General features: G+C 37.5%; 16 protein-coding genes and 1 pseudogene. 13 read left to right on the top strand and 4 right to left on the bottom strand.

Going from position 1 to position 18,866, the window contains the following annotated elements; all coding sequences use genetic code 11:
- The first annotated feature begins 9 nt into the window (after positions 1–9).
- Together MKX69_RS09925 and MKX69_RS09920 are read left to right on the top strand one after the other, a co-directional pair.
- Positions 10–387 carry a hypothetical protein gene (locus MKX69_RS09925; protein ID WP_002298948.1) on the top strand — a complete coding sequence of 126 codons (378 nt, stop codon included), beginning with the start codon at positions 10–12 and terminating at the stop codon, positions 385–387.
- A 606-nt stretch (positions 388–993) separates the two neighbouring features.
- The gene (locus MKX69_RS09920) at positions 994–1,608 is read left to right on the top strand and encodes an SIS domain-containing protein (RefSeq protein ID WP_341010016.1); all 615 of its coding nucleotides are present in this window, start codon (positions 994–996) and stop codon (positions 1,606–1,608) included.
- Positions 1,609–2,039: 431 nt separating this feature from the next.
- On the opposite strand, the gene MKX69_RS09915 is transcribed toward MKX69_RS09920, so the two are convergent.
- Positions 2,040–2,999 (bottom strand): IS30 family transposase, encoded by a 960-nt coding sequence (locus tag MKX69_RS09915; RefSeq protein ID WP_002330482.1) that lies wholly within the window; start codon positions 2,997–2,999, stop codon positions 2,040–2,042.
- Between the two features lie 446 nt (positions 3,000–3,445).
- Between MKX69_RS09915 and yfcC the strand changes: the two genes are divergently transcribed.
- From yfcC to MKX69_RS09900, 3 genes are all read left to right on the top strand, one after another.
- Positions 3,446–5,185, top strand: a complete 1,740-nt coding sequence (gene yfcC, locus MKX69_RS09910; protein ID WP_002294022.1) for a putative basic amino acid antiporter YfcC — start codon at positions 3,446–3,448, stop codon at positions 5,183–5,185.
- Between the two features lie 156 nt (positions 5,186–5,341).
- Positions 5,342–6,526 (top strand): beta-aspartyl-peptidase, encoded by a 1,185-nt coding sequence (iadA, locus tag MKX69_RS09905; protein ID WP_002287126.1) that lies wholly within the window; start codon positions 5,342–5,344, stop codon positions 6,524–6,526.
- Positions 6,527–6,636: 110 nt separating this feature from the next.
- The gene (locus tag MKX69_RS09900) at positions 6,637–6,840 is read left to right on the top strand and encodes a CsbD family protein (RefSeq protein ID WP_002287127.1); all 204 of its coding nucleotides are present in this window, start codon (positions 6,637–6,639) and stop codon (positions 6,838–6,840) included.
- A 100-nt stretch (positions 6,841–6,940) separates the two neighbouring features.
- Here MKX69_RS09900 and MKX69_RS09895 read toward each other — a convergent pair whose 3' ends face one another.
- Both MKX69_RS09895 and MKX69_RS09890 read right to left on the bottom strand, forming a co-directional pair.
- On the bottom strand, positions 6,941–7,603 hold the full coding sequence (locus MKX69_RS09895; protein ID WP_002298949.1) for an ABC transporter ATP-binding protein: 663 nt from the start codon (positions 7,601–7,603) through the stop codon (positions 6,941–6,943).
- 12 nt (positions 7,604–7,615) lie between these two features.
- Positions 7,616–9,118, bottom strand: a complete 1,503-nt coding sequence (locus MKX69_RS09890) for an ABC transporter permease (RefSeq protein ID WP_341010011.1) — start codon at positions 9,116–9,118, stop codon at positions 7,616–7,618.
- Between the two features lie 547 nt (positions 9,119–9,665).
- Between MKX69_RS09890 and MKX69_RS09885 the strand changes: the two genes are divergently transcribed.
- The 7 genes from MKX69_RS09885 to MKX69_RS09855 all read left to right on the top strand — a co-directional run bounded on the left by MKX69_RS09885 (position 9,666) and on the right by MKX69_RS09855 (position 16,401).
- Entirely contained in the window at positions 9,666–11,345 is a 1,680-nt protein-coding gene (locus tag MKX69_RS09885) for a ribonuclease J (protein WP_341010009.1), read from the top strand.
- A 126-nt stretch (positions 11,346–11,471) separates the two neighbouring features.
- A complete protein-coding gene (locus tag MKX69_RS09880) occupies positions 11,472–11,951 on the top strand; it encodes an aminoacyl-tRNA deacylase (protein WP_002287132.1) in 480 nt (159 codons plus the stop codon).
- 218 nt (positions 11,952–12,169) lie between these two features.
- Positions 12,170–12,850, top strand: coding sequence for a metal-dependent hydrolase (locus tag MKX69_RS09875; RefSeq protein ID WP_341010006.1), 681 nt, complete (start codon positions 12,170–12,172; stop codon positions 12,848–12,850).
- Positions 12,851–12,857: 7 nt separating this feature from the next.
- Positions 12,858–14,189, top strand: coding sequence for a DRTGG domain-containing protein (locus tag MKX69_RS09870; protein ID WP_341010004.1), 1,332 nt, complete (start codon positions 12,858–12,860; stop codon positions 14,187–14,189).
- Positions 14,190–14,203: 14 nt separating this feature from the next.
- A complete protein-coding gene (locus tag MKX69_RS09865) occupies positions 14,204–15,166 on the top strand; it encodes a DHH family phosphoesterase (RefSeq protein ID WP_002287135.1) in 963 nt (320 codons plus the stop codon).
- Positions 15,167–15,276: 110 nt separating this feature from the next.
- A complete protein-coding gene (locus tag MKX69_RS09860) occupies positions 15,277–15,615 on the top strand; it encodes a zinc ribbon domain-containing protein YjdM (RefSeq protein WP_002287137.1) in 339 nt (112 codons plus the stop codon).
- Positions 15,616–15,693: 78 nt separating this feature from the next.
- On the top strand, positions 15,694–16,401 hold the full coding sequence (locus tag MKX69_RS09855; RefSeq protein ID WP_270269923.1) for a zinc metallopeptidase: 708 nt from the start codon (positions 15,694–15,696) through the stop codon (positions 16,399–16,401).
- A gap of 102 nt (positions 16,402–16,503) precedes the next feature.
- Here MKX69_RS09855 and MKX69_RS09850 read toward each other — a convergent pair.
- Positions 16,504–17,984, bottom strand: a pseudogene (locus tag MKX69_RS09850) (helix-turn-helix domain-containing protein).
- A gap of 308 nt (positions 17,985–18,292) precedes the next feature.
- Between MKX69_RS09850 and MKX69_RS09845 the strand changes: the two are divergent.
- The gene (locus tag MKX69_RS09845) at positions 18,293–18,829 is read left to right on the top strand and encodes a TetR/AcrR family transcriptional regulator (protein WP_341009998.1); all 537 of its coding nucleotides are present in this window, start codon (positions 18,293–18,295) and stop codon (positions 18,827–18,829) included.
- Positions 18,830–18,866 lie beyond the last annotated feature (37 nt).

Raw genomic sequence — 18,866 nt, 5'->3', positions numbered from 1 at the left:
GTGTTCACTATGGGAAAATTAGTCGCTGTTGCACAGTCGCTGCTTGATATACTCAAGTGGCTGATGGAAGGAAGCAATTGGATATTTGTGTTGCCACTATTGCTTATTAGTCTATTTATCATGTTTCGCATGGTCAGAAAAAAAGAAACGTTTCTGATTTTTATCTGGTATGCAGCATCCGTTGCGGTTGCTACCTTGATGGTTGAATTGGCGTTAGGTAGTTGGGAAGCTTGCGTATTTGCTTTATTTTTTGCTGTACTGTATCTAATCATTTATATCCCATATATGAAAAGAAAGTCTCGGATAGGCAGAAAAGGTAGACATACAACTACTTTTTCTAGTACAGATTCTCTCGAACAAAGTAGAAGAACGAGAAGAAGACGGTAATATTTAGTAGGTATACGCAAAAAAAAAGATAAAATAATGGATAAACTATTGAGATGAGAGATTTATTTAATTGGTGAAAAAAAGCTTTTTTCACTTATATAAAAGAATCTTTTTTAAAGGAATACTTGTTGTATCGGGATAAGCCATTCCTTTTTTTATGTTATTTATATATATATAAATCATACCAATGTTTTTTTGTATTTTCGTGCTTGCACTTGGATAAGAGATTACTTACAATAAATTCAGATAGAAACAGCTGAATAAAAAAGGCTCCCTGACCCTTAGTTGACGCTAAGAATCAGGGAGTGACCAGTCACACACATACACCCTGACCGATCATTTTGCCATAGTCAATGCAGTGCATCGACCTAATTTATTGTACCTAATCTAGGGTGAAAATTCTACCCCTATGTAGATATTTTCCATGGTCTGCACGTTGTTTTATTTGCTATGTCAAGGTATTGGGCGTATTCGTTCAATGCCTTTTTTGTGTTTGAAACAGCAAAGACCACATGTGTTACTGTCTAACTACTGTTTTTTTATGTACTTCCTTAGATTAGGCAGCTGTTTCTATTCATGTCAAGTATAGCTAGGCGGGAGAGATAAATGAGTTTATGTTATTTTGACTATTATCACCAATTGGAAGAGAAATTAAGGATAGAAGAGCCGCTGATGCTTCAAGCTGGCACTTGGATTGCGAAACAAATTAATCAAGGTGGTAGATTGCAGATATATGCTAGCCGCACACTAAGTGGTGTAGCATTTGAATTTTGGGATCAAACCCCGGATCTTGTACCAAGTATATTGATTGAAAATCCAGCCGGAGGTGTCTATGAAACGCTAGAAGGTGCAGGACAGGCAATTATTGATCAGCTTTCTGTCAAATCAGAAGACATTTTTCTTCTTCTTTCGAATGAAGGAAGAAACCCGGCAATCATCGAACTAGCTCAGTGGATCAAAGAAAATGGTCATCCATTAATCATTGTTACTGGATTTGATTTGTCACGAAGTATCAAATCGCAACACAGCAGTGGTTTGCGATTATTTGAATTTGCTGATTTGGTTTTGGACAACCACGCCAATTTACATGATGCAGTCTTGACTTTGCCAAATCTAGATCCAGCGATCTGCGGAACAGCCTCTCTTGCAACGATCTTTTTGCTGCAGCAAGTTTTTTATTTTACAGCAAAACAGCTAGTCCAGGACACAAGTGGAAAATAGTTATCCACATGTTGACAAAGTTCCTAAAAAAAATAATGTTCCACATAAAAATGGAGCGTTTGAAAAAAAGAAAACGATTATTAATGAGGATTAACAACGACTACTTTTTTTATTTTAGTTATTTTAAGATGGATCATCTTTGATTTTAAGCTTGTTTTGTTTAAAGTTTGTTATTTTTATAAGTTGTTTCACAGTTATGAGAAATGAGTTATAAGAATATGTAGTGTCAGAAAAATAAAAAGTAGTGGAAAAAGAGACAAGAAAGAATCCATATGGATTCTTTCTTGTCTCTTAATACACGTTGATGAAAGAGTCTTCCCCAAAACTCTTTACAAAGTAATTATAGTACATTTGTTATCATTATTGCAATGAAGTTTACCTGATATAACAAAATTGTCCAACAGGATACCTTTTTCTAATAGTCTTAATTGTCAAATTAAGTTAGACAAATCATCAATACTTACGTAACTCAAAAATACTTCCAAAGGTGTTCGATAATCCAGTGATTTTCTAGGAATATTATTTCGTTTAGATGTGACAGATTGAATAAAAGATTCATCTACTGAATTGAAATCCATAGATTTCAATAAACCATCTCTACGTAACAATCCGTTAGAATTCTCGTTTAGGCCTCTTTGAGACGGTGTTCCTGGATCAGCGAAATAAATGGCAATATCATTGGCATTACTGATTTGTTTCCAATTTGAAAATTCCTTTCCACAATCAAAAGTGATGGATTTGAATAGATTTTTCGGTACAGATTCAAACCAATGATTTAATTTTTTTTCAATATCAATCGCTTGTCTACCACACGGTTTCAATGTAATGATAACTTTTGATAATCGTTCAACTAAGGTAATTACAGCACTTTTATGTTTCAGACCTACGATAGTGTCACCTTCAAGGTGACCAAACTCATTTGAGAATTGGCTATAATCTTTTTCACGTTCATGAATAGAGCGGCGGAAAGCTTGTTTTCCACGCCTTTCTTGATGTCCATTCGGTTTACGCTTGCCTTTCATCGGTAAGTCAGAAGGATTAAATAGCCCCTTTTTGAACATACGATAAATGGTACGAGCAGAACAACGAATAGGAAACGCTGCACGACCAACAATCACATCGGGTGTCCATCCTTGAACAACCTTTCTTTGAATATATTCTGATTGTTCCTCGGGTAAAACAAGCGGGCGTCTACCACAGTTTGATTTGTTTTTCTTATACTGTTGATAGTATTCTAAGGCTGATTTTCCTTGCTTGAAGAATAGGTATACTTTATGGATCGTTTGTCTTGAACGATTCAAGCAATGCGCAGTTTTCGCAACAGATTGATTTATTTTGAAATAAGACTCTATCATTACAAGTTCATCCGTTGTAAGATGGGTATAGGTCATTTGTACTCACTCCTTATAATTCTTTGGTCAGAACTATTTTGAGTGTAGCACAAATGGCTTTTTTAGTTGTCTAGCTTAATTTTACAATCGGCGTAGAAAGAAAATACACAAAAATTGAAGGATAGATAATGGATATTTATAAGTGTTTATTATTTTTTTTGCAATGAAAATCAATTTTTCAATGATTGTAAAATGAAAAAAACAGGACGAGATTTTCTCTAATCTAAAAATAAAAAAAGAATTTTAAGGAAAAACAGAGAAATAAAATACTTAATATAAATGGAAAGAGAAAAAAATAATCATACATAGGAGAAAAAAAGCAAAATAGAAAAAAGTGATTTTCTAATAAATTATTCATGTGGAAATGTCATTTTTACTGTATAATTCATTTGATTATCCATTTTTTATTCATCAAAATTACTGAAAAAAGAAAGGAAGAAATAAATTTGAAGAAAACAAATTCTTCAGGAAAACCGAAACGCGACTTCACTAAATTATCGACACCGCATACGTATGTCATTATTTTTGGTGTAGTCATCTTTGCATGGATACTGACTTTTGTCGTTCCAGCAGGAAAGTTCAGCACGCAAGATATTGAATACAAAGATGCAAATGGCGAAACAAGTACTCGTACTGTTTTACGTCAAGATTCCTTCCGTTATGCTTACGAGCTGGATAAGTCGTATGTGTTTGATCAATTAGAAGAACTGCAAGATCATCCAGCAGAACGTGAAAAACTGGATGTTCCGGAAAAAGGATTGGAAAAAGTCATTGCTGACGGAGAAAAAAATCTTACGCAGGAAAAACTAGATGAAATCTCCTTGACAGATGATGTGCTTTACGATCAGTACGGCGAAAATATCTATGATACTTCTAAAAAATTGCATAAAACAGCCAAAATATGGGGAACAGATGATTTTGGCGGCTTTGGTTTCTTAAATTTTGTTTTTGAAGGACTAGTATCTGGAGATAAGTATGGATCTGCTGTAGGGATCGCTGCATTGATCCTTGTTGTTGGAGGTGCTTTTGGTATTATTATGCGTACCGGAGCGATCGACGCAGGTATCTATGCGTTTATCAGTAAAACTAAGGGACTGGAGCGTTTAGCTTTACCGCTATTATTCTTTGCTTTTTCATTCGGTGGCGCTACATTCGGGATGGCAGAAGAGGTAATTCCATTCTCAATGGTGATGGTTCCATTTGTCATTGCGTTAGGATATGACTCGATCGTAGCAGTAACCGTGACTTATGTCGCATCTCAAGTCGGAAATGCGACCTCTTGGATGAGCCCGTTTAGCGTAGCGGTGGCTCAAGGGATTGCTGGAATCCCCGTGTTGTCTGGTGCGACATTCCGATTGATTATGTGGGTAGTTGTTACTGCATTAGCCGCTGGTTATATGATGATATACGCAGAAAAAATCCGTAAAAAACCAGAAAGTTCGTTGACTTACAAATCAGATGATTATTTCCGTTCTCATATCAAAAAGACATCTGATGAAAATAAAAAATTCATGCTTGGGCATAAACTGATCTTATTAGAGATGTTAGTTGTCCTTGTCTGGATCGTTTGGGGCGTGACTCAAAAAGGCTATTACATTCCAGAAATCGCTTCTCAATTCTTTGTGATGGGATTAGTTGCTGGAATCATTGCTGTTCTTTTCAAATTAGATGGAATGAAAGTCAATGACATCGCTTCTTCTTTCCAATCTGGTGCAGCTGATTTAGCTGGTACAGCAATCGTAGTAGGTATGGCCAAAGGGATTCTTCTTGTCTTGGGAGGATCTGATGCATCTGTTCCTTCAGCTTTGAATACGATTTTGCATGGGATCGGGACTGCGTTGACCGGTGTTCCAGCTGTCATTGGTGCTTGGGCGATGTACATCTTCCAAAGTTTGTTCAACTTGGTTGTTACATCAAATTCAGGACAAGCAGCTTTGACTATGCCAATCATGGCTCCACTGGCAGATTTAGTAGGTGTATCCAGACAAGTAGCAGTTCTTGCTTATCAGCTTGGTTCAGGTTTTATGGACGCTTTTACACCCGTATCAGCCAGCTTGATTGGTGTGCTAGGTGTTGCACGGATCGAATGGGCAAAATGGGCAAGATTCCAAATCAAGATGCAAGGATTCCTGTTTGTTTTAGGAACTATTTTCATCATGATTGCCATTGCAATAGGTCTGCAGTAGTACTGGAGACCTGTAAATAAAAAAGTAATCCAAACAGTAGATAAGGACTCCAAGAACCGTCATTTTACGGTAAAATCAAAGGAGTAAAGATTCTATCGTTTGGATTATTTTTTAAGATCCTATCATCAGTTATACTTAAAGAAAGAGGAAAAATGTATGAAAATCATTCGACAAATTGAAGTGTTTGCACCAGATTACTTAGGAAAAATGGATGTACTGATTGCCGGTGGGAAGATTTTGGCTGTAGAAGAACAGCTAGAAGGCGGCTACGAAGGAGTGGAAGTAGAAGAACTTTCAGGTGAGGGAAAAGTACTAACCCCGGGTTTCATTGACTGTCATTTCCATATTTTAGGTGGAGGAGGAGAAGGCGGTTATCAAAATCGAACGCCAGAAGTCACATTGAGCCAATTGACTACAGCTGGTGTAACGACAGTTGTCGGTTGTTTGGGAACAGACGGAGAAGGTAGAGATATGACTGCGTTGATCAGCAAAGCGAAAGGTCTGGAAGCAGAAGGAATCTCCACTTATGTATACGAAGGTTCGTACCGATTGCCGGTAAAAACAGTAACAGATTCTATCATCAAAGACTTTTTGACAATTGATAAAATTATCGGAATCGGAGAAATCGCAGTATCCGATCACCGTTCTTCTCAGCCAAGTTTTGAAGAGTTCGCTCGTGCAGTAGCAGATGCTCGTGTAGGAGGCATGTTATCCGGAAAAGCTGGGATCATCAATGTCCACTTAGGCGGAGGAAAAAGAAAGCTAGAGCTATTGACACGAATCGTAGAAGAAACAGAAATTCCGATCACACAATTTTTGCCTACTCATGCAAATCGCACACCAGAATTATTTGAAGCTTGCGTGGCATTTGCCAAACGTGGTGGCACGATTGACTTCACTGCTAGCGAAGATCCTGATTTTTGGGAGAAGACAGATGGTGAAGTTCGCTTCAGCAAAGCACTGAAACGATTGATCGAGGAAGATGTTTCTTTAGATAATTTCACGATGACCTCAGATGGACAAGGAAGCTTGCCTTATTTTGATGAAAACAATCATTTCCTAGGGTTAGGAGTAGGAAGTGCCAAGGCATTGCTAGTAGGGATCAAAGAAGCTGTGCAAAAAGAAAGTATCCCTTTGGAAATCGCCTTACGAGCTATAACCAGTAACCCAGCACGTATATTGAAATTGGATAAAAAAGGAAAAATCGAAATTGGTGCTGATGCAGATCTGTGTATCTTGGATAAAGAAACGCTTGATATTGATACAGTTATCGCTAAAGGAGAAATAATGGTCCAAGAAAAAGAAGTCAAAGTATGGGGGACTTTCGAAAAAAGTTTTTAATCAACAGCTCTAACTATCTTTTTTAGAAAACGAGCGTTCTGTTTGTCTGTATCTGTTGTTGATGTTACCCTGAAGGTAGATCAATAAACAAACTAAGAGGAGGAAGCACAATGGCAGATTTAAAAGGACGTTCTAAAGATATGAAAGATAAAGTAGTCGGTGAAGGAAAAGAAGCATACGGCAAAGCAACAGACGATAAGAGCAAAGAAACAGAAGGGAAAGCACAATCACTAGGTGCTGACATCAAAGAAAAAGCTCGAAATTTAGGCGATGAAGTCAAAGACAAGTTTTCTCGAAAAGACGAAAAAAAATAAAAACCACTTATTACTAATTGAATCAAGCAAATAAAAAATCCGAACCATATCTGTCTCGCAGATATGGTTCGGATTTTTTATTTGCTCATTATCCTGTTTTTTAAACTTCGATTTTTTGAAATTTTTTATTTTTTAGTTCAAAGACTTCATCACAGCTTTTTGCTACTTCAATCTCATGAGTAACGATGATAATACAGCGATTTTGTTCATGGGCGATTTCTTGGAAAAGTTTGACGATATCTTGTGAAGTTGTTTCATCTAGATTTCCAGTAGGCTCATCCGCTACGATTAGTTGATGTTCGCAGCAGATAGCACGAACGATAGCGACTCGCTGCTGCTGACCTCCCGAAAGTTTGGTCACCTGTTTTTTTGCTAATATTTCATCAATTCCTACACGAGCCAGTCGATCTAAAGCAACTTGTCGATAATTCTCTTGCTTGGTCTTAGTGATTTCCATTGCTGCTATGACGTTGTCTAGAGCCGATAAATAAGGAAGCAAGTTGTAAGCTTGGAAAATAATCGAGACATCATTTTTACGATAACTTCTTAACCCGATTTTGTTCAGTGAACGATCTTGATAGTATACCTTTCCTTCTTTTGGTGTATCTAGTCCAGAAATAAGCGAAAGAAAAGTCGTTTTTCCAGAACCACTTGCTCCTAAAATAGCGTACATTTTTCCAGCTTCGAAATTCAGTTCTACATCTTTGTAAAGCGCATCTTGCGGATCTTGATACCAAAATCCCAATTGTTCTGTCCGTAACATCAAATTCCTCCTTTAGTTTAATAGGATTTTTCTTGGGTTTAATCTTAATATCCCTATAGAAGCTAAAAAGACAGAAAACAGACTGATTCCAAATGCTACTCCGGCTAATAGTCCCAATTGTGCAGGTTTGACATTGATTTCCAATTCGCTGACTTGATCAGAAACAGCAAATGGATTATTCGTGTTTCCTTGTTGACCACCGCGTTGACCGCCTTGTTCTTGTCTGTTACCTGGCATTTGTCCACCGCCAGGAGCTTGCTGGTTTTGTGTCGTGGTTTCTGTCTGTTGGTCAAGTAGCTGCTGTCCCACGGCATTCGCGACGACGTTTCCGCTAATCGAAGCAACTCCTAATGCAAGAATCATACAAATAGCCACTTCGGTAAACAATTGGAGAATGATTTTACTTCTGGATTCTCCTAAAGATAGCAAGACGCCTAACTCATGCCGACGCTCCCGAATGGTAATCATAATGATCAGAGTAAGTATGATAATACCGGCTACAGCCACTAGTAAAACAACATTTTTAGAAAAACTTGCCACGTTGTTTAAAGGTTCCAACATTGACTGATACATGGAATCATTTGATTGTAAGCTAAATGTATCTGTGTCGATCAGCTTCTCAGCTTCTTTGAGAAACTCATCCATTTTATCTGGATCAGATAGAGTGTAAATAGCAGAATCTATCGTGTTATCGTCAGATGTCCCATTTAGTTCATTTGCAAAAGTGTAAGAAGTGTAAAGTGTATTCGACGGATTCATGAAGTTGAATTTCATACCCATACTGCTGCTTGTTTCGCTGGATTCATAAATTCCTTTGATCGTCATTTCATAAGTGGTATCTTCATCTTCAGTACTCGTGATTGTGAAAGTATCTCCGACTGCCAGGTCATTTGTTTCTGCTAGAGTAGAATCAATGACTACATTGTTTGTGCCTTTGTCGCTGTCATCTATTCCTTCACCATCCGTGATTTTTGCTGTTCCATCAGAAAAATTACTATTTTGTGCAGTTGCTGACACACCACTGATTTGAAAGTCTGCTTGAGTCATTTGCGGATTCCCGCCCATTCCTCCGGCAGGTTCACCGCCTACATCGGTAGTTTCTGAACTGTCTTCACTTGAATCAGAACTAGTGATGGCAGTTATTCCATCTTTTGCCATAGCTGAGGCGGAACTTTCAAAGGAATAACTCTTTACATTATCTAATTCAGCTATTTTTTTCGCGTCCGTTAAGGAAACTGGTGTAAGAGAAAAACTGCCTGTATCTGGACGTTCTTCAGTGGTAGAACCGCTTGAAGAAGTTTGTTCCTGTTTTTTAAATGAAGCTTCTCGATTGGCACTTAAAGTCACTGTTGCTCCAACTTCTTTTTGTGCTTGATTCGCTGCTTCTTCTGCAGCGCTTCGAATCGTAAGGCCAGCTAGCACAAAAATAAGAATGGCTGTGAACACGGCAAACAATAACAATAAACGTCCCCATTTTACTTTTGTACTTTTCCATGCACGTTTCATAAAATTCATATTTTGCATCCCTCCTAGTAGATGCATTTGATAATAGATAACCTATCTTAAAGCTAGCTTAAATCTTATGCTGTTTGCACACCATCAACATGAGGTTCTGTATATATCAAAAGTCACTATAGTTATTGCAAAAAATGTGGTAAAATGAAAAAAGTATGTTTCAAACCGACGAAGAAGAAATGAAAGAGGAATAGCAAAAGAAATCCTAGATGCTACAGAGGGATTTTTACGTGCATAGTTGTTCTAACAATTGCTGATACTAGCGATTTAGTTTATTTGTTGTATAATAATGGGGAACAGCTGAATACTTATATAAGTATTCTGGCTATAGCGTTTCGCAAAAGATCCATTTTGTTAATGAAGTATATCCAAAATAAAATGCCCATCCAACTATCAAAATGAGGATGTGCGGGCAACTTTTTTGCTGATTCTCTATAAATCGAGAAATAGTGATTTTGCATATGCTTCATTGGAATGGCTCATATATTTAGATAAAGAAGAAAATCGACATCTTTAAACTTGGATGTCATAAGAAGAGGTGAAGTTTGTGAGTACCATTAAAATTATCCCATTAGGCGGCGTTCGTGAAAATGGAAAAAACATGTATGTCGCAGAAGTGGGCGAGGATATTTTTATTTTAGATTGTGGGCTAAAATATCCTGAAAATGAGTTGTTGGGGATCGACGTCGTAATCCCTGATTTTACGTATTTAGAAGAAAACATTGATCATGTAGCTGGTGTCTTTTTAACACATGGACATGCAGATGCAATCGGGGCACTTCCTTACTTGTTGTCAAAAATTTCTGTACCAGTATTCGGGACAGAGTTGACGATCGAGTTAGCAAAATTGAATGTCAGTCGTAATGAAGCAGCCAAAGGATTTAAGGATTTCCATGTGGTAGATGAGCATACAGAAATCGACTTTGGTGAAACAGTAGTGAGCTTTTTCCGTACCACTCATACGATACCAGATTCAGTAGGTATCAATCTAAAAACAAAAGAAGGCAGTATCGTTTATACGGGAGATTTTAAATTTGACCAAACGGCTATCCCAATGTATCAAACAGATTATGCACGATTGGCGGAAATCGGCAAAGAAGGAGTCTTAGCCTTACTAAGTGAATCGGCAAATGCAGAAAATCCTCAGCCTGTAGCTTCTGAAGCCCAAATAGCAGATGAAGTATTTGATACGATCAAATATTGGGAAGGGCGTATCATCGTCGCTTGTGTAGCAAGTAATTTGCAACGAGTGCAACAAGTATTGGATGCAGCAGAAAAAGCACAACGAAAAGTTGTCTTGACTGGTCAAGATTTCGAACGAATTATTCGCACAGCGATGCGTTTAGAAAAACTTCAATTACCAAGTGAAGATCTGCTTGTTACGTTGAAAGACATGAAAAACTATGATCCAGAAGAACTGATCATTTTAGAAACTGGCCGAATGGGTGAACCCATCAAGTCTCTGCAAAAAATGGCAAACGGTACACACCGTAATGTCAAGATTGAAGAAGGAGATTTGGTTTATATCACTACTACGCCAAGCATCGCGATGGAAACCATCGTGGCGAAAACGGAAGATATCATTTATCGAGCTGGTGGAACAGTGAAGTTGATCTCTGAGAATATGTGCGTTTCTGGCCATGCCAATCCTAATGACTTGCAATTAATGATCAATTTGATGAAACCAACATATTTTGTGCCAGTTCAAGGAGAGTATCGTGAATTAGCTGCTCATGCAGATTTGGCTCATGCAGTAGGGATGCCATACAAAAATATCTATATTACTGGACGCGGAGACGTGCTGGAATATAAGAACAAGCGTATGAGTGTTGCAGAAACTACAAGTGCAGAAAATGTAATGATTGATGGATTAGGTATAGGTGATATCGGAAACATTGTTTTACGTGATCGAAAAATCTTGTCAGAAGACGGGATTTTCGTAGCGGTTGTCACTATCAGTCGGCGAGAAAAGAAAATCATTTCAAAACCTCAAATTACTTCACGGGGATTCGTTTACGTAAAAGCTAGCCGTGATCTGATGAAAGAAAGCAGCGATATGATTGAAACAATCGTTGAGAAACATTTAGAAAGCAATGATTTTGAGTGGAGCAAATTAAAGCAAGACATCCGAGATCAATTAGGCCGTTACTTATTTGAACAAACAAAACGCCGCCCAGTGATCTTGCCAGTCATTATGGAAGCTACTCAACGTCGAAATAAAAAATAAACAAAAAGAGTAAGATGAACCTCTCTATAGAGTGCTCGTCTTGCTCTTTTTTTGCGAAAAACAAATAATTTTTGAATACAGCATCCCTCGCTTTATAATAAACGATAGAATAAAGGGAGTGAATCAATGATGAGTCAAACAAAAGTCGAACGTTATTTAGAAGAACAAAAGATCAGCTATCAACCACTTGATTTTAGTCATGTGGTAGAAGAATCTTTCACAGAAGAACTACAAAAAAGAGGGATTGATCCAGCTTTGATATGTAAAACTCTCGTAGTGAAAGGAAACAAAACTGGGGTGATCATCGCATTGATTCCTTTGAACGATCACTTAGATTACAAAAAAACGAGACAAGTGACGAAAGATCGTAAAGTTGGTTTTCCTGGAATGGATTTTGTATTAATGCATACAGGATATCCCCACGGAGCAAACACCCCTATTGGAATAAAACTCGCACATCCTGATTATTGTTTTTTAGCAGACAGTTCTTTAAAAGAAAAAGAAGAAGTAATTGTGTCAAGCGGTGAAATCGGGAGAAGCCTTCGGATAAAAGTAGCCGATTTAGAAAAGATCGTCCATCCTATTTACGCTGATTTAATTAGTTAAGGGACGAGAAGAGAAGCTAAGCAGAGCAGAGACCTCAAACTTGAGATTATATCTGCTTGGTACTTGGTGCATCCTGTATTATCTGTTACAATTGCTTTGTACATACTGTACTATCAATCCAATGAAAATATGTTTAGCAGCTATATTTTTTCATTGATGTGCAAGTGATGAAATCGTTTTTAATAAAAAAGATACAGAGAAAACGCGAGGTGTAAAATATGAAAATTACGTATCATGGACATTCCTGTTTAACAATTGAAATGGAAAATGGCCAACGCGTGATGATTGACCCGTTTATTACAGGAAATCCATTGACAGACTTAACTGCAGAAGAAGTAAAGACAGATTGGTTGCTGATTACTCATGGTCATAGTGACCACATAGGAGATATGATTCCTATTGCAAAAGAAAATCAAGCCACAATTATCAGTATTGTTGAGATTGCTGATTATGCGAACAGCAGAGGAGTAGATTCATTCGGTATGAATATCGGTGGAAAACATGCGTTTCCATTCGGCGTGGTAAAATTCGTACATGCACAGCATAGCTCAAGCTATGAAGTAGACGGTATCGTTCAGTATATGGGCGAGCCTAGCGGAATTATTATTCAAGCAGAAGGAAAAACGATTTATCATGCAGGGGATACTGCTTATTTCAGTGATCTAGGATTGCTTGCAGAAGAATTCGATATTGATGTCGCTTTCTTGCCGATTGGCGATAACTATACGATGGGGCCAGAAGATGCAGCAAAGGCTACGCAAACAATTCGTGCCAAGAAAGTAGTTCCAATCCATTACAATACTTTCCCTGTCATTGAACAAGATCCCGAATCTTTTGTAGAGTTACTGGAAGATAGTGAAGGAAAAATAATGAGCGTCTCGGAAACGCTGGAAGTGTAGGCAGAAAATGGCGACAAAACATGATTTGATTTTAGAATATATTGAAAGTTTACCTGTTGGCAATCGAATTTCTGTAAGAAGCATCGCAAAAGAATTGAATGTCAGTGAAGGAACAGCGTACCGTGCAATCAAAGATGCGGAAAATGTCGGACTAGTTTCAACAATTCAACGAGTAGGGACCATCCGTATCGAACGCAAATTAAAAAAACATATTGAACGTTTGACATTTGGCGAGGTCGTCAGGATCATTGAAGGGGACGTTTTAGGCGGGGCGGCAGGATTAGACAAGGTCTTGAATAAATTCGTCATCGGCGCGATGACTAAACATGCCATGGAACGCTATATTACGCCAGGATCACTAATGATCGTCGGCAACCGGGCGGAAGTCCAAAAATTAGCATTGGAAGATGGCGCCGCAGTATTGATCACAGGAGGATTCAATACGACTGCTGAGATTGCAAAGCTAGCTGATGATCTTGAAATGCCGATCTTACGCACCTCTTATGATACATTTACAGTCGCAACCATGATCAACCGAGCGTTAAGCGACCAATTGATCAAAAAAGATATCATGCTTGTCAGTGATATCTATATGCCAGCTGAAAAGACTCATTATTTGCAGCAGACAGATACGATTTCTGATTATCAGCGTTTGTCAGAAGAAACGCAGCATTCGCGTTTTCCAGTCGTCAACCGCCATCATCGTTTGATGGGGATTGTTACGGCAAAAGATGTTTTAGGGAAATCGCCAAACCAGATCATCGATCGGGTGATGACGAAAGAACCAATCAGTGTAAAGAAAACAATGAGTATTGCCTCTGTTAGCCATCAAATGATCTGGGATGGGCTAGAAGTCATGCCGGTCGTTTCCGATGACTTGACATTGGAAGGCTTGATTACCCGGCAAGATGTAATGAAAGCGATGCAGCTTGTCCAGCGACAACCGCAGATTGCAGATACGATTTCGGATCAGATATCTGGAAATATCCATACGATTGATACTGACCGTGAAGGAAATCATTTGGAAAACCCTAAGTTCAAATTCGTAGTAGCACCACAAATGGTCAATGGCGTTGGAACCATTTCTTTTGGCGTACTTAGCGAAATCATTTCTGATGTCGCACAAAAAACAATGGTGATGAACCAAAAACGAAATATCTTGATTGAACAAGTGAACCTACATTATTTGCGGCTGATCCAATTGGAAAGCGAATTAGACATTCGTCCACGTGTATTGGAAATCGGCAGACGTTCCGCTAAACTGGATATCGAAGTGTTTATTGAAAACACCATCGTTTCCAAAGCAATCGTTGTTTGTCAAGTAATGGAACGTTCTTAGAAAGCAGGAGTGAAATGACAGTACAGCAAGAAATAGTAGATACAATAAAAAAATACGATAAAATCATTATCCACAGGCATTTGCGCCCTGATCCTGATGCATTAGGATCACAAGTAGGATTAGCCGAACTATTACGGGAAAGTTTCCCAGAAAAAGAAATACGTCAAGTAGGTGAAACGATTGAAGGGCTTCGCTTTTTAGCAGAAATGCAAGAAGTTGAAGATGTCTTCTACCAAGGAGCGCTAGTCATCGTGACTGATACAGCTAATTCACCCAGAATCAGTGATCAAAGATATCAGTTGGCAGAAAAACTGATCAAAATCGACCATCATCCCAATGATGACCCTTATGGAGATCTTGTGTGGGTAAATACAAAAGCAAGTAGCTGTAGTGAGATGATTGCGGAATTTGCTTTGATGTTTCCTGAATCTTTAAAGATGAACGTTAAGGCTGCAAGGTTACTTTATGCAGGAATCGTCGGAGACACAGGGCGCTTTTTGTATCCCTCCACGACGTCCCGTACATTAGAGATTGCTTCGATATTGAGAAATTATCCATTTGATGCAAGTGCTTTGAACAGAGAGATTGAACAAATGCCGATGAAAGTCGCTAAACTTTCCGGTTATCTTTATCAAAATATCCAGGTGGATGAAAATGGTGCAGGAAGAATAATCCTTCCGCAAGAAATTCTTGATAAATATGGAATCGATGATTCAGAGACAGCTTCGATCGTTTCACTTCCTGGAGTGATTGATGAAGTGCTGGCTTGGGGGATTTTTGTTCAGCAGCCTTCAGGGTATTACCGCGTACGTTTACGTTCTAAGGGGCCGATCATCAATGAATTGGCTAAACGCCATCATGGAGGAGGCCATCCATTAGCAAGTGGTGCGAATGCAAAAGATTTAGCAGAAGTAGAGGAAATCTATAAAGAGATCCAAGATATATGCCAATCGTATAAGAGCAGAAAAACAGAATGATACTTCGTTCGAAAACGTGCCTTTTGTAGTAAAAATCACAACTGTATCTTTTCAAGATCTTCTTTTTCCGTTACAATAGTGCTCACTAAAGATTTTAAAGGAGAAAGAAGATGACATTACCAAATTGCCCAGAATGTGGCTCAGAGTACACATATGAAGATCGAGGCTTGTTGATTTGCCCAGAATGCGGGAACGAATGGAACAAAGAAGAACAAGAAACTGTCATAGAAGACGGATTAGTGGTATTAGATGCAAATGGAAACCGTCTGTTAGAGGGCGATAGTGTGACAGTGATTAAAGACTTGAAAGTAAAAGGTGCGTCAGGTGCCATTAAACAAGGAACAAAAGTCAAGAACATCCGTTTAGTAGAAGGCGATCATAATATCGATTGCAAGGTAGAAGGATTTGGACCGATGAAACTAAAATCGGAATTTGTGAAAAAGAATTAAAGAATATTCAAGGTCTTTTCACATTCTTTTCCTACTACTAATGATAAAATAAAGTAAACGAAAAGGAGTGAAACGACAATGTATGGTTATGGAATGTATGGTTTTTTAGATCCGACATTTCTTTTGGTCATTCTTGGATTAGTTATTTCCGGAATTGCGTCAGCGTACGTCAATAGTACTTTCCGAAAATACGATCAAGTGAGAAGCAAAAACAATGTGACTGGTATACAAGCAGCACAATATATATTACAAAGTCAACAGATAAATAATGTCGGTGTTCAACAAATTGCCGGAGATCTCACAGATAACTACAATTCAGGTAATAAGATGTTGAGTTTGTCTCAAGCAACTGCACAGTCTACTTCAGTTGCTGCGATAGGTGTAGCAGCTCATGAATGCGGACATGCGGTGCAAGATGCTTCGGGTTATGTCCCATTGAAGATTCGTGCAGCACTTGTTCCAGCAGCTAACTTTGGTTCGATGATTTCGTTCCCATTGATTATGGTAGGTGTATTGCTTAGCTGGAACTCTACGTTAATCAATATCGGGATTTTCGCTTTTTCTTTAGCGTTACTTTTCCAATTGGTGACATTACCAGTCGAATTTAACGCGTCTCGGCGAGCAATCCAAATTTTGAGTGAAGGCGGACTACTGACGGAAGAAGAAGTACCGATGGCAAGACACGTATTATTTGCAGCAGCACTGACTTATGTTGCAGCAGCACTTTCGACATTCCTGCAGCTGTTGCGCTTGATCTTATTGTTCGGCGGCAACCGAAGAGATTAAAATAAAGAAGTTGTGAAATCAGTGCTTTGATCTGAGCTAATACCGAGAGTTAGCTGATTGAATACCGTTTATTTGGAATAAGAGGATGTGACAAGAATTTTGTCACATCCTCTTTGTTTTGTTCTCATAACCTTTTTTCATATACAGTTCATGAACCGCTTTTATTAACTCGCCAAATAACACTGTATTGTGCGTTGTATCCAGATAGAAAGTTTCCGTTTCATCTGAAATTTTCTCATGCTGATCTGTAATGATCAAATCAGCATGTTCTGAATATGCGGTAATTTTAACAGCATCTTTGCGAAATAACTGCTGCAAATGGCTTTGAAGATGATAATTTCCTGTAAACTGTTTGGTTATCTGTAAATGGATGAGTAACTGCTCTTTCGTTTCTGTTTGTAGTAAGTGTTGGATCAATTGACTAAGGTATTGACTGATTTGGTTTCTTCCCCATTTTTTGAAAAAAGTGTATCGATTTTTTTTCTTAATTTCTTTTCCTGTATAAAAGAACTAGAATGATTGGACGTGGCTTCTGGAAAGCAAAGTGTAGAAAAAATACTGCTGGATTCACCCAACAGTTCGAAAAAAACAACTGCCAACACAAGAAAATAAAAATAAATTGGTATTTTATTTTCTAAATGGTTGAGAGGAAACTGTTGAGTTAAGTAAGTCATCAATTGACCGACTTGTCGACAAATAAGGTTTTTGCTTGTGGAAAATAAGAAACCAATCTCCTGTTTTTGTCGAAAAGAGATTTGATTTGGAAAAAAACAATAGAAAAAATAATTAAAGTAGGCTCTCTCTGTTTCTGTCTCTTCACAAGGGCGACTCACTGAAAAAGAAGTAAAGTATTCTGAATAATCATGTGTATGCTGCAATAAGTCCATCAATTCAGTGATTTCAGAAGAAGTTTTTGGAAAATATGCCTGTTGTTTGTTTCGTAATATGAATAAAGTTAACAGCAAGTAGATATTTTTTTCTTGTTTTGAAATTTTTTCTATTTGCTCATCTGTACTGTTCATTTTTAGTGCATTTAATTCAAGTGAGGAAAATGGCCAATCGTTACCTCCAAATGTATCTGAAAGAAAAAAGTAAAGATAGAGACGGATAGATAACTCATTTCCTTCAAGAGTACAGCAATTTTTTACAGATAGGATCCGTAAATGGAATTTTTTTAAGGAATGATTGAGCTGTTTTGTCAGTTTTTCGAGATAGGAGGGCGATATATAAAGTTGTTCAAGTAAATATTTTTTTGGTACAGCAGTTTGTGGATAATTGATTAGTAACATCAAATAGTTAAAACGATTGGATTCTTTTAGGTAGCATAATTTTAACTTAGAAAAAACAGCTAACTTTTTAGTTTGATCGGTTTCTTTGGTTTGGATCTCTCCTTTATGATTAGAATAAATAAATTCATCAATCAATAAAAATTGCTTGAGTGATACATTTATTTTTCGGATCAGTTCTTTGATTGTCCGTTTTGGAATATGTAAGTCATTGGATAATTCTTGTAAAGAACAATTATTTTTTTGAATGACCATTTGTAGAACAAGTAACTCTTTTTTTCTTGCTTCAATTAGCATAAATACCTCCTTTTTATTCTGTTTTTGTATATAGTTAGACAAAAACTGTGAGTGGAAAGTCATTTCAGTCTGTGTTATTCTCACAGAGTATCGCCTTCTTTTTTATATAACGTTATTTAATTTTTTTGTTACCTTGTTTATTCTATTGTTTATTTCCTAGGGTATTTTGTCAATATATTCTTGTTTTTAAGGCGAAAAAATTTATTTTTAATGGATATAACTAAATATGTTTTGATAATTATCAATAATATTTTTAGAATTATTTATGTTATTTATTTATGGGTAGATGAAAAGAGACGGAGGTAAGAATGATGGGGAGAGTAACAAATTATAGTAAAGAATATTTGCTGTTCAAAAGTATGGTATACGTGGAAGAATATGGAATGAAGTCAATTACTGCAAGAGAGTTAGCAGAGTTCTGCGGTTGTTCTACATACCCGATTTATACACATTTCAAATCAATCAGCGGGTTAAAAGAGAAGATATTAGAAGAAATCACTGTTTATTTTGAAAACTACTTAGCTGAATGCAGTTCCGATGATGTTTTAAGCATTGTCTACTTATTGAAAGATTTTTTTTCTATCCATGAAAGTATTCGTGAAATCATTGCAAAATCTGATTTAGACATGGATTCGCTATTTAAGCGGCCATTTTTATCATATGTCAAAGGTCACACGAAGATCAAAGAAGAAAAGTCGCTTGAATTGGTATGGCTTAATGCATTGGGAAGTTTGCGCTCAGATGATTCTTCTCAAGATTTTCTTGAAATGATGAACGCTGTTTGGGATAAAAACGAGGTGACGGATGAATACTTGGAAAATATCTTAAAGGAACAGTCACCTTAGGCAGCAACATGAAAAAGTAGATCAGCCACCTTTATTT

This window comes from Enterococcus sp. FSL R5-0957 (assembly GCF_038008005.1).
GTDB classification, from domain to species: domain Bacteria; phylum Bacillota; class Bacilli; order Lactobacillales; family Enterococcaceae; genus Enterococcus_B; species Enterococcus_B faecium.
The sequence above is the reverse complement of the archived record's forward strand: the minus strand, read 5'-3'. Positions and strand labels throughout refer to the sequence as shown.

Coding starts and splice junctions, on each gene's coding strand:
- MKX69_RS09925 (WP_002298948.1), top strand. CDS start 10: ATGGGAAAATTAGTCGCTGTTGCACAGTCGCTGCTTGATATACTCAAG.
- MKX69_RS09920 (WP_341010016.1), top strand. CDS start 994: ATGAGTTTATGTTATTTTGACTATTATCACCAATTGGAAGAGAAATTA.
- MKX69_RS09915 (WP_002330482.1), bottom strand. CDS start 2,999: ATGACCTATACCCATCTTACAACGGATGAACTTGTAATGATAGAGTCT.
- iadA (WP_002287126.1), top strand. CDS start 5,342: ATGAAAATCATTCGACAAATTGAAGTGTTTGCACCAGATTACTTAGGA.
- MKX69_RS09900 (WP_002287127.1), top strand. CDS start 6,637: ATGGCAGATTTAAAAGGACGTTCTAAAGATATGAAAGATAAAGTAGTC.
- MKX69_RS09895 (WP_002298949.1), bottom strand. CDS start 7,603: ATGTTACGGACAGAACAATTGGGATTTTGGTATCAAGATCCGCAAGAT.
- MKX69_RS09890 (WP_341010011.1), bottom strand. CDS start 9,118: ATGAATTTTATGAAACGTGCATGGAAAAGTACAAAAGTAAAATGGGGA.
- MKX69_RS09880 (WP_002287132.1), top strand. CDS start 11,472: ATGATGAGTCAAACAAAAGTCGAACGTTATTTAGAAGAACAAAAGATC.
- MKX69_RS09875 (WP_341010006.1), top strand. CDS start 12,170: ATGAAAATTACGTATCATGGACATTCCTGTTTAACAATTGAAATGGAA.
- MKX69_RS09870 (WP_341010004.1), top strand. CDS start 12,858: ATGGCGACAAAACATGATTTGATTTTAGAATATATTGAAAGTTTACCT.
- MKX69_RS09865 (WP_002287135.1), top strand. CDS start 14,204: ATGACAGTACAGCAAGAAATAGTAGATACAATAAAAAAATACGATAAA.
- MKX69_RS09860 (WP_002287137.1), top strand. CDS start 15,277: ATGACATTACCAAATTGCCCAGAATGTGGCTCAGAGTACACATATGAA.
- MKX69_RS09855 (WP_270269923.1), top strand. CDS start 15,694: ATGTATGGTTATGGAATGTATGGTTTTTTAGATCCGACATTTCTTTTG.
- MKX69_RS09845 (WP_341009998.1), top strand. CDS start 18,293: ATGATGGGGAGAGTAACAAATTATAGTAAAGAATATTTGCTGTTCAAA.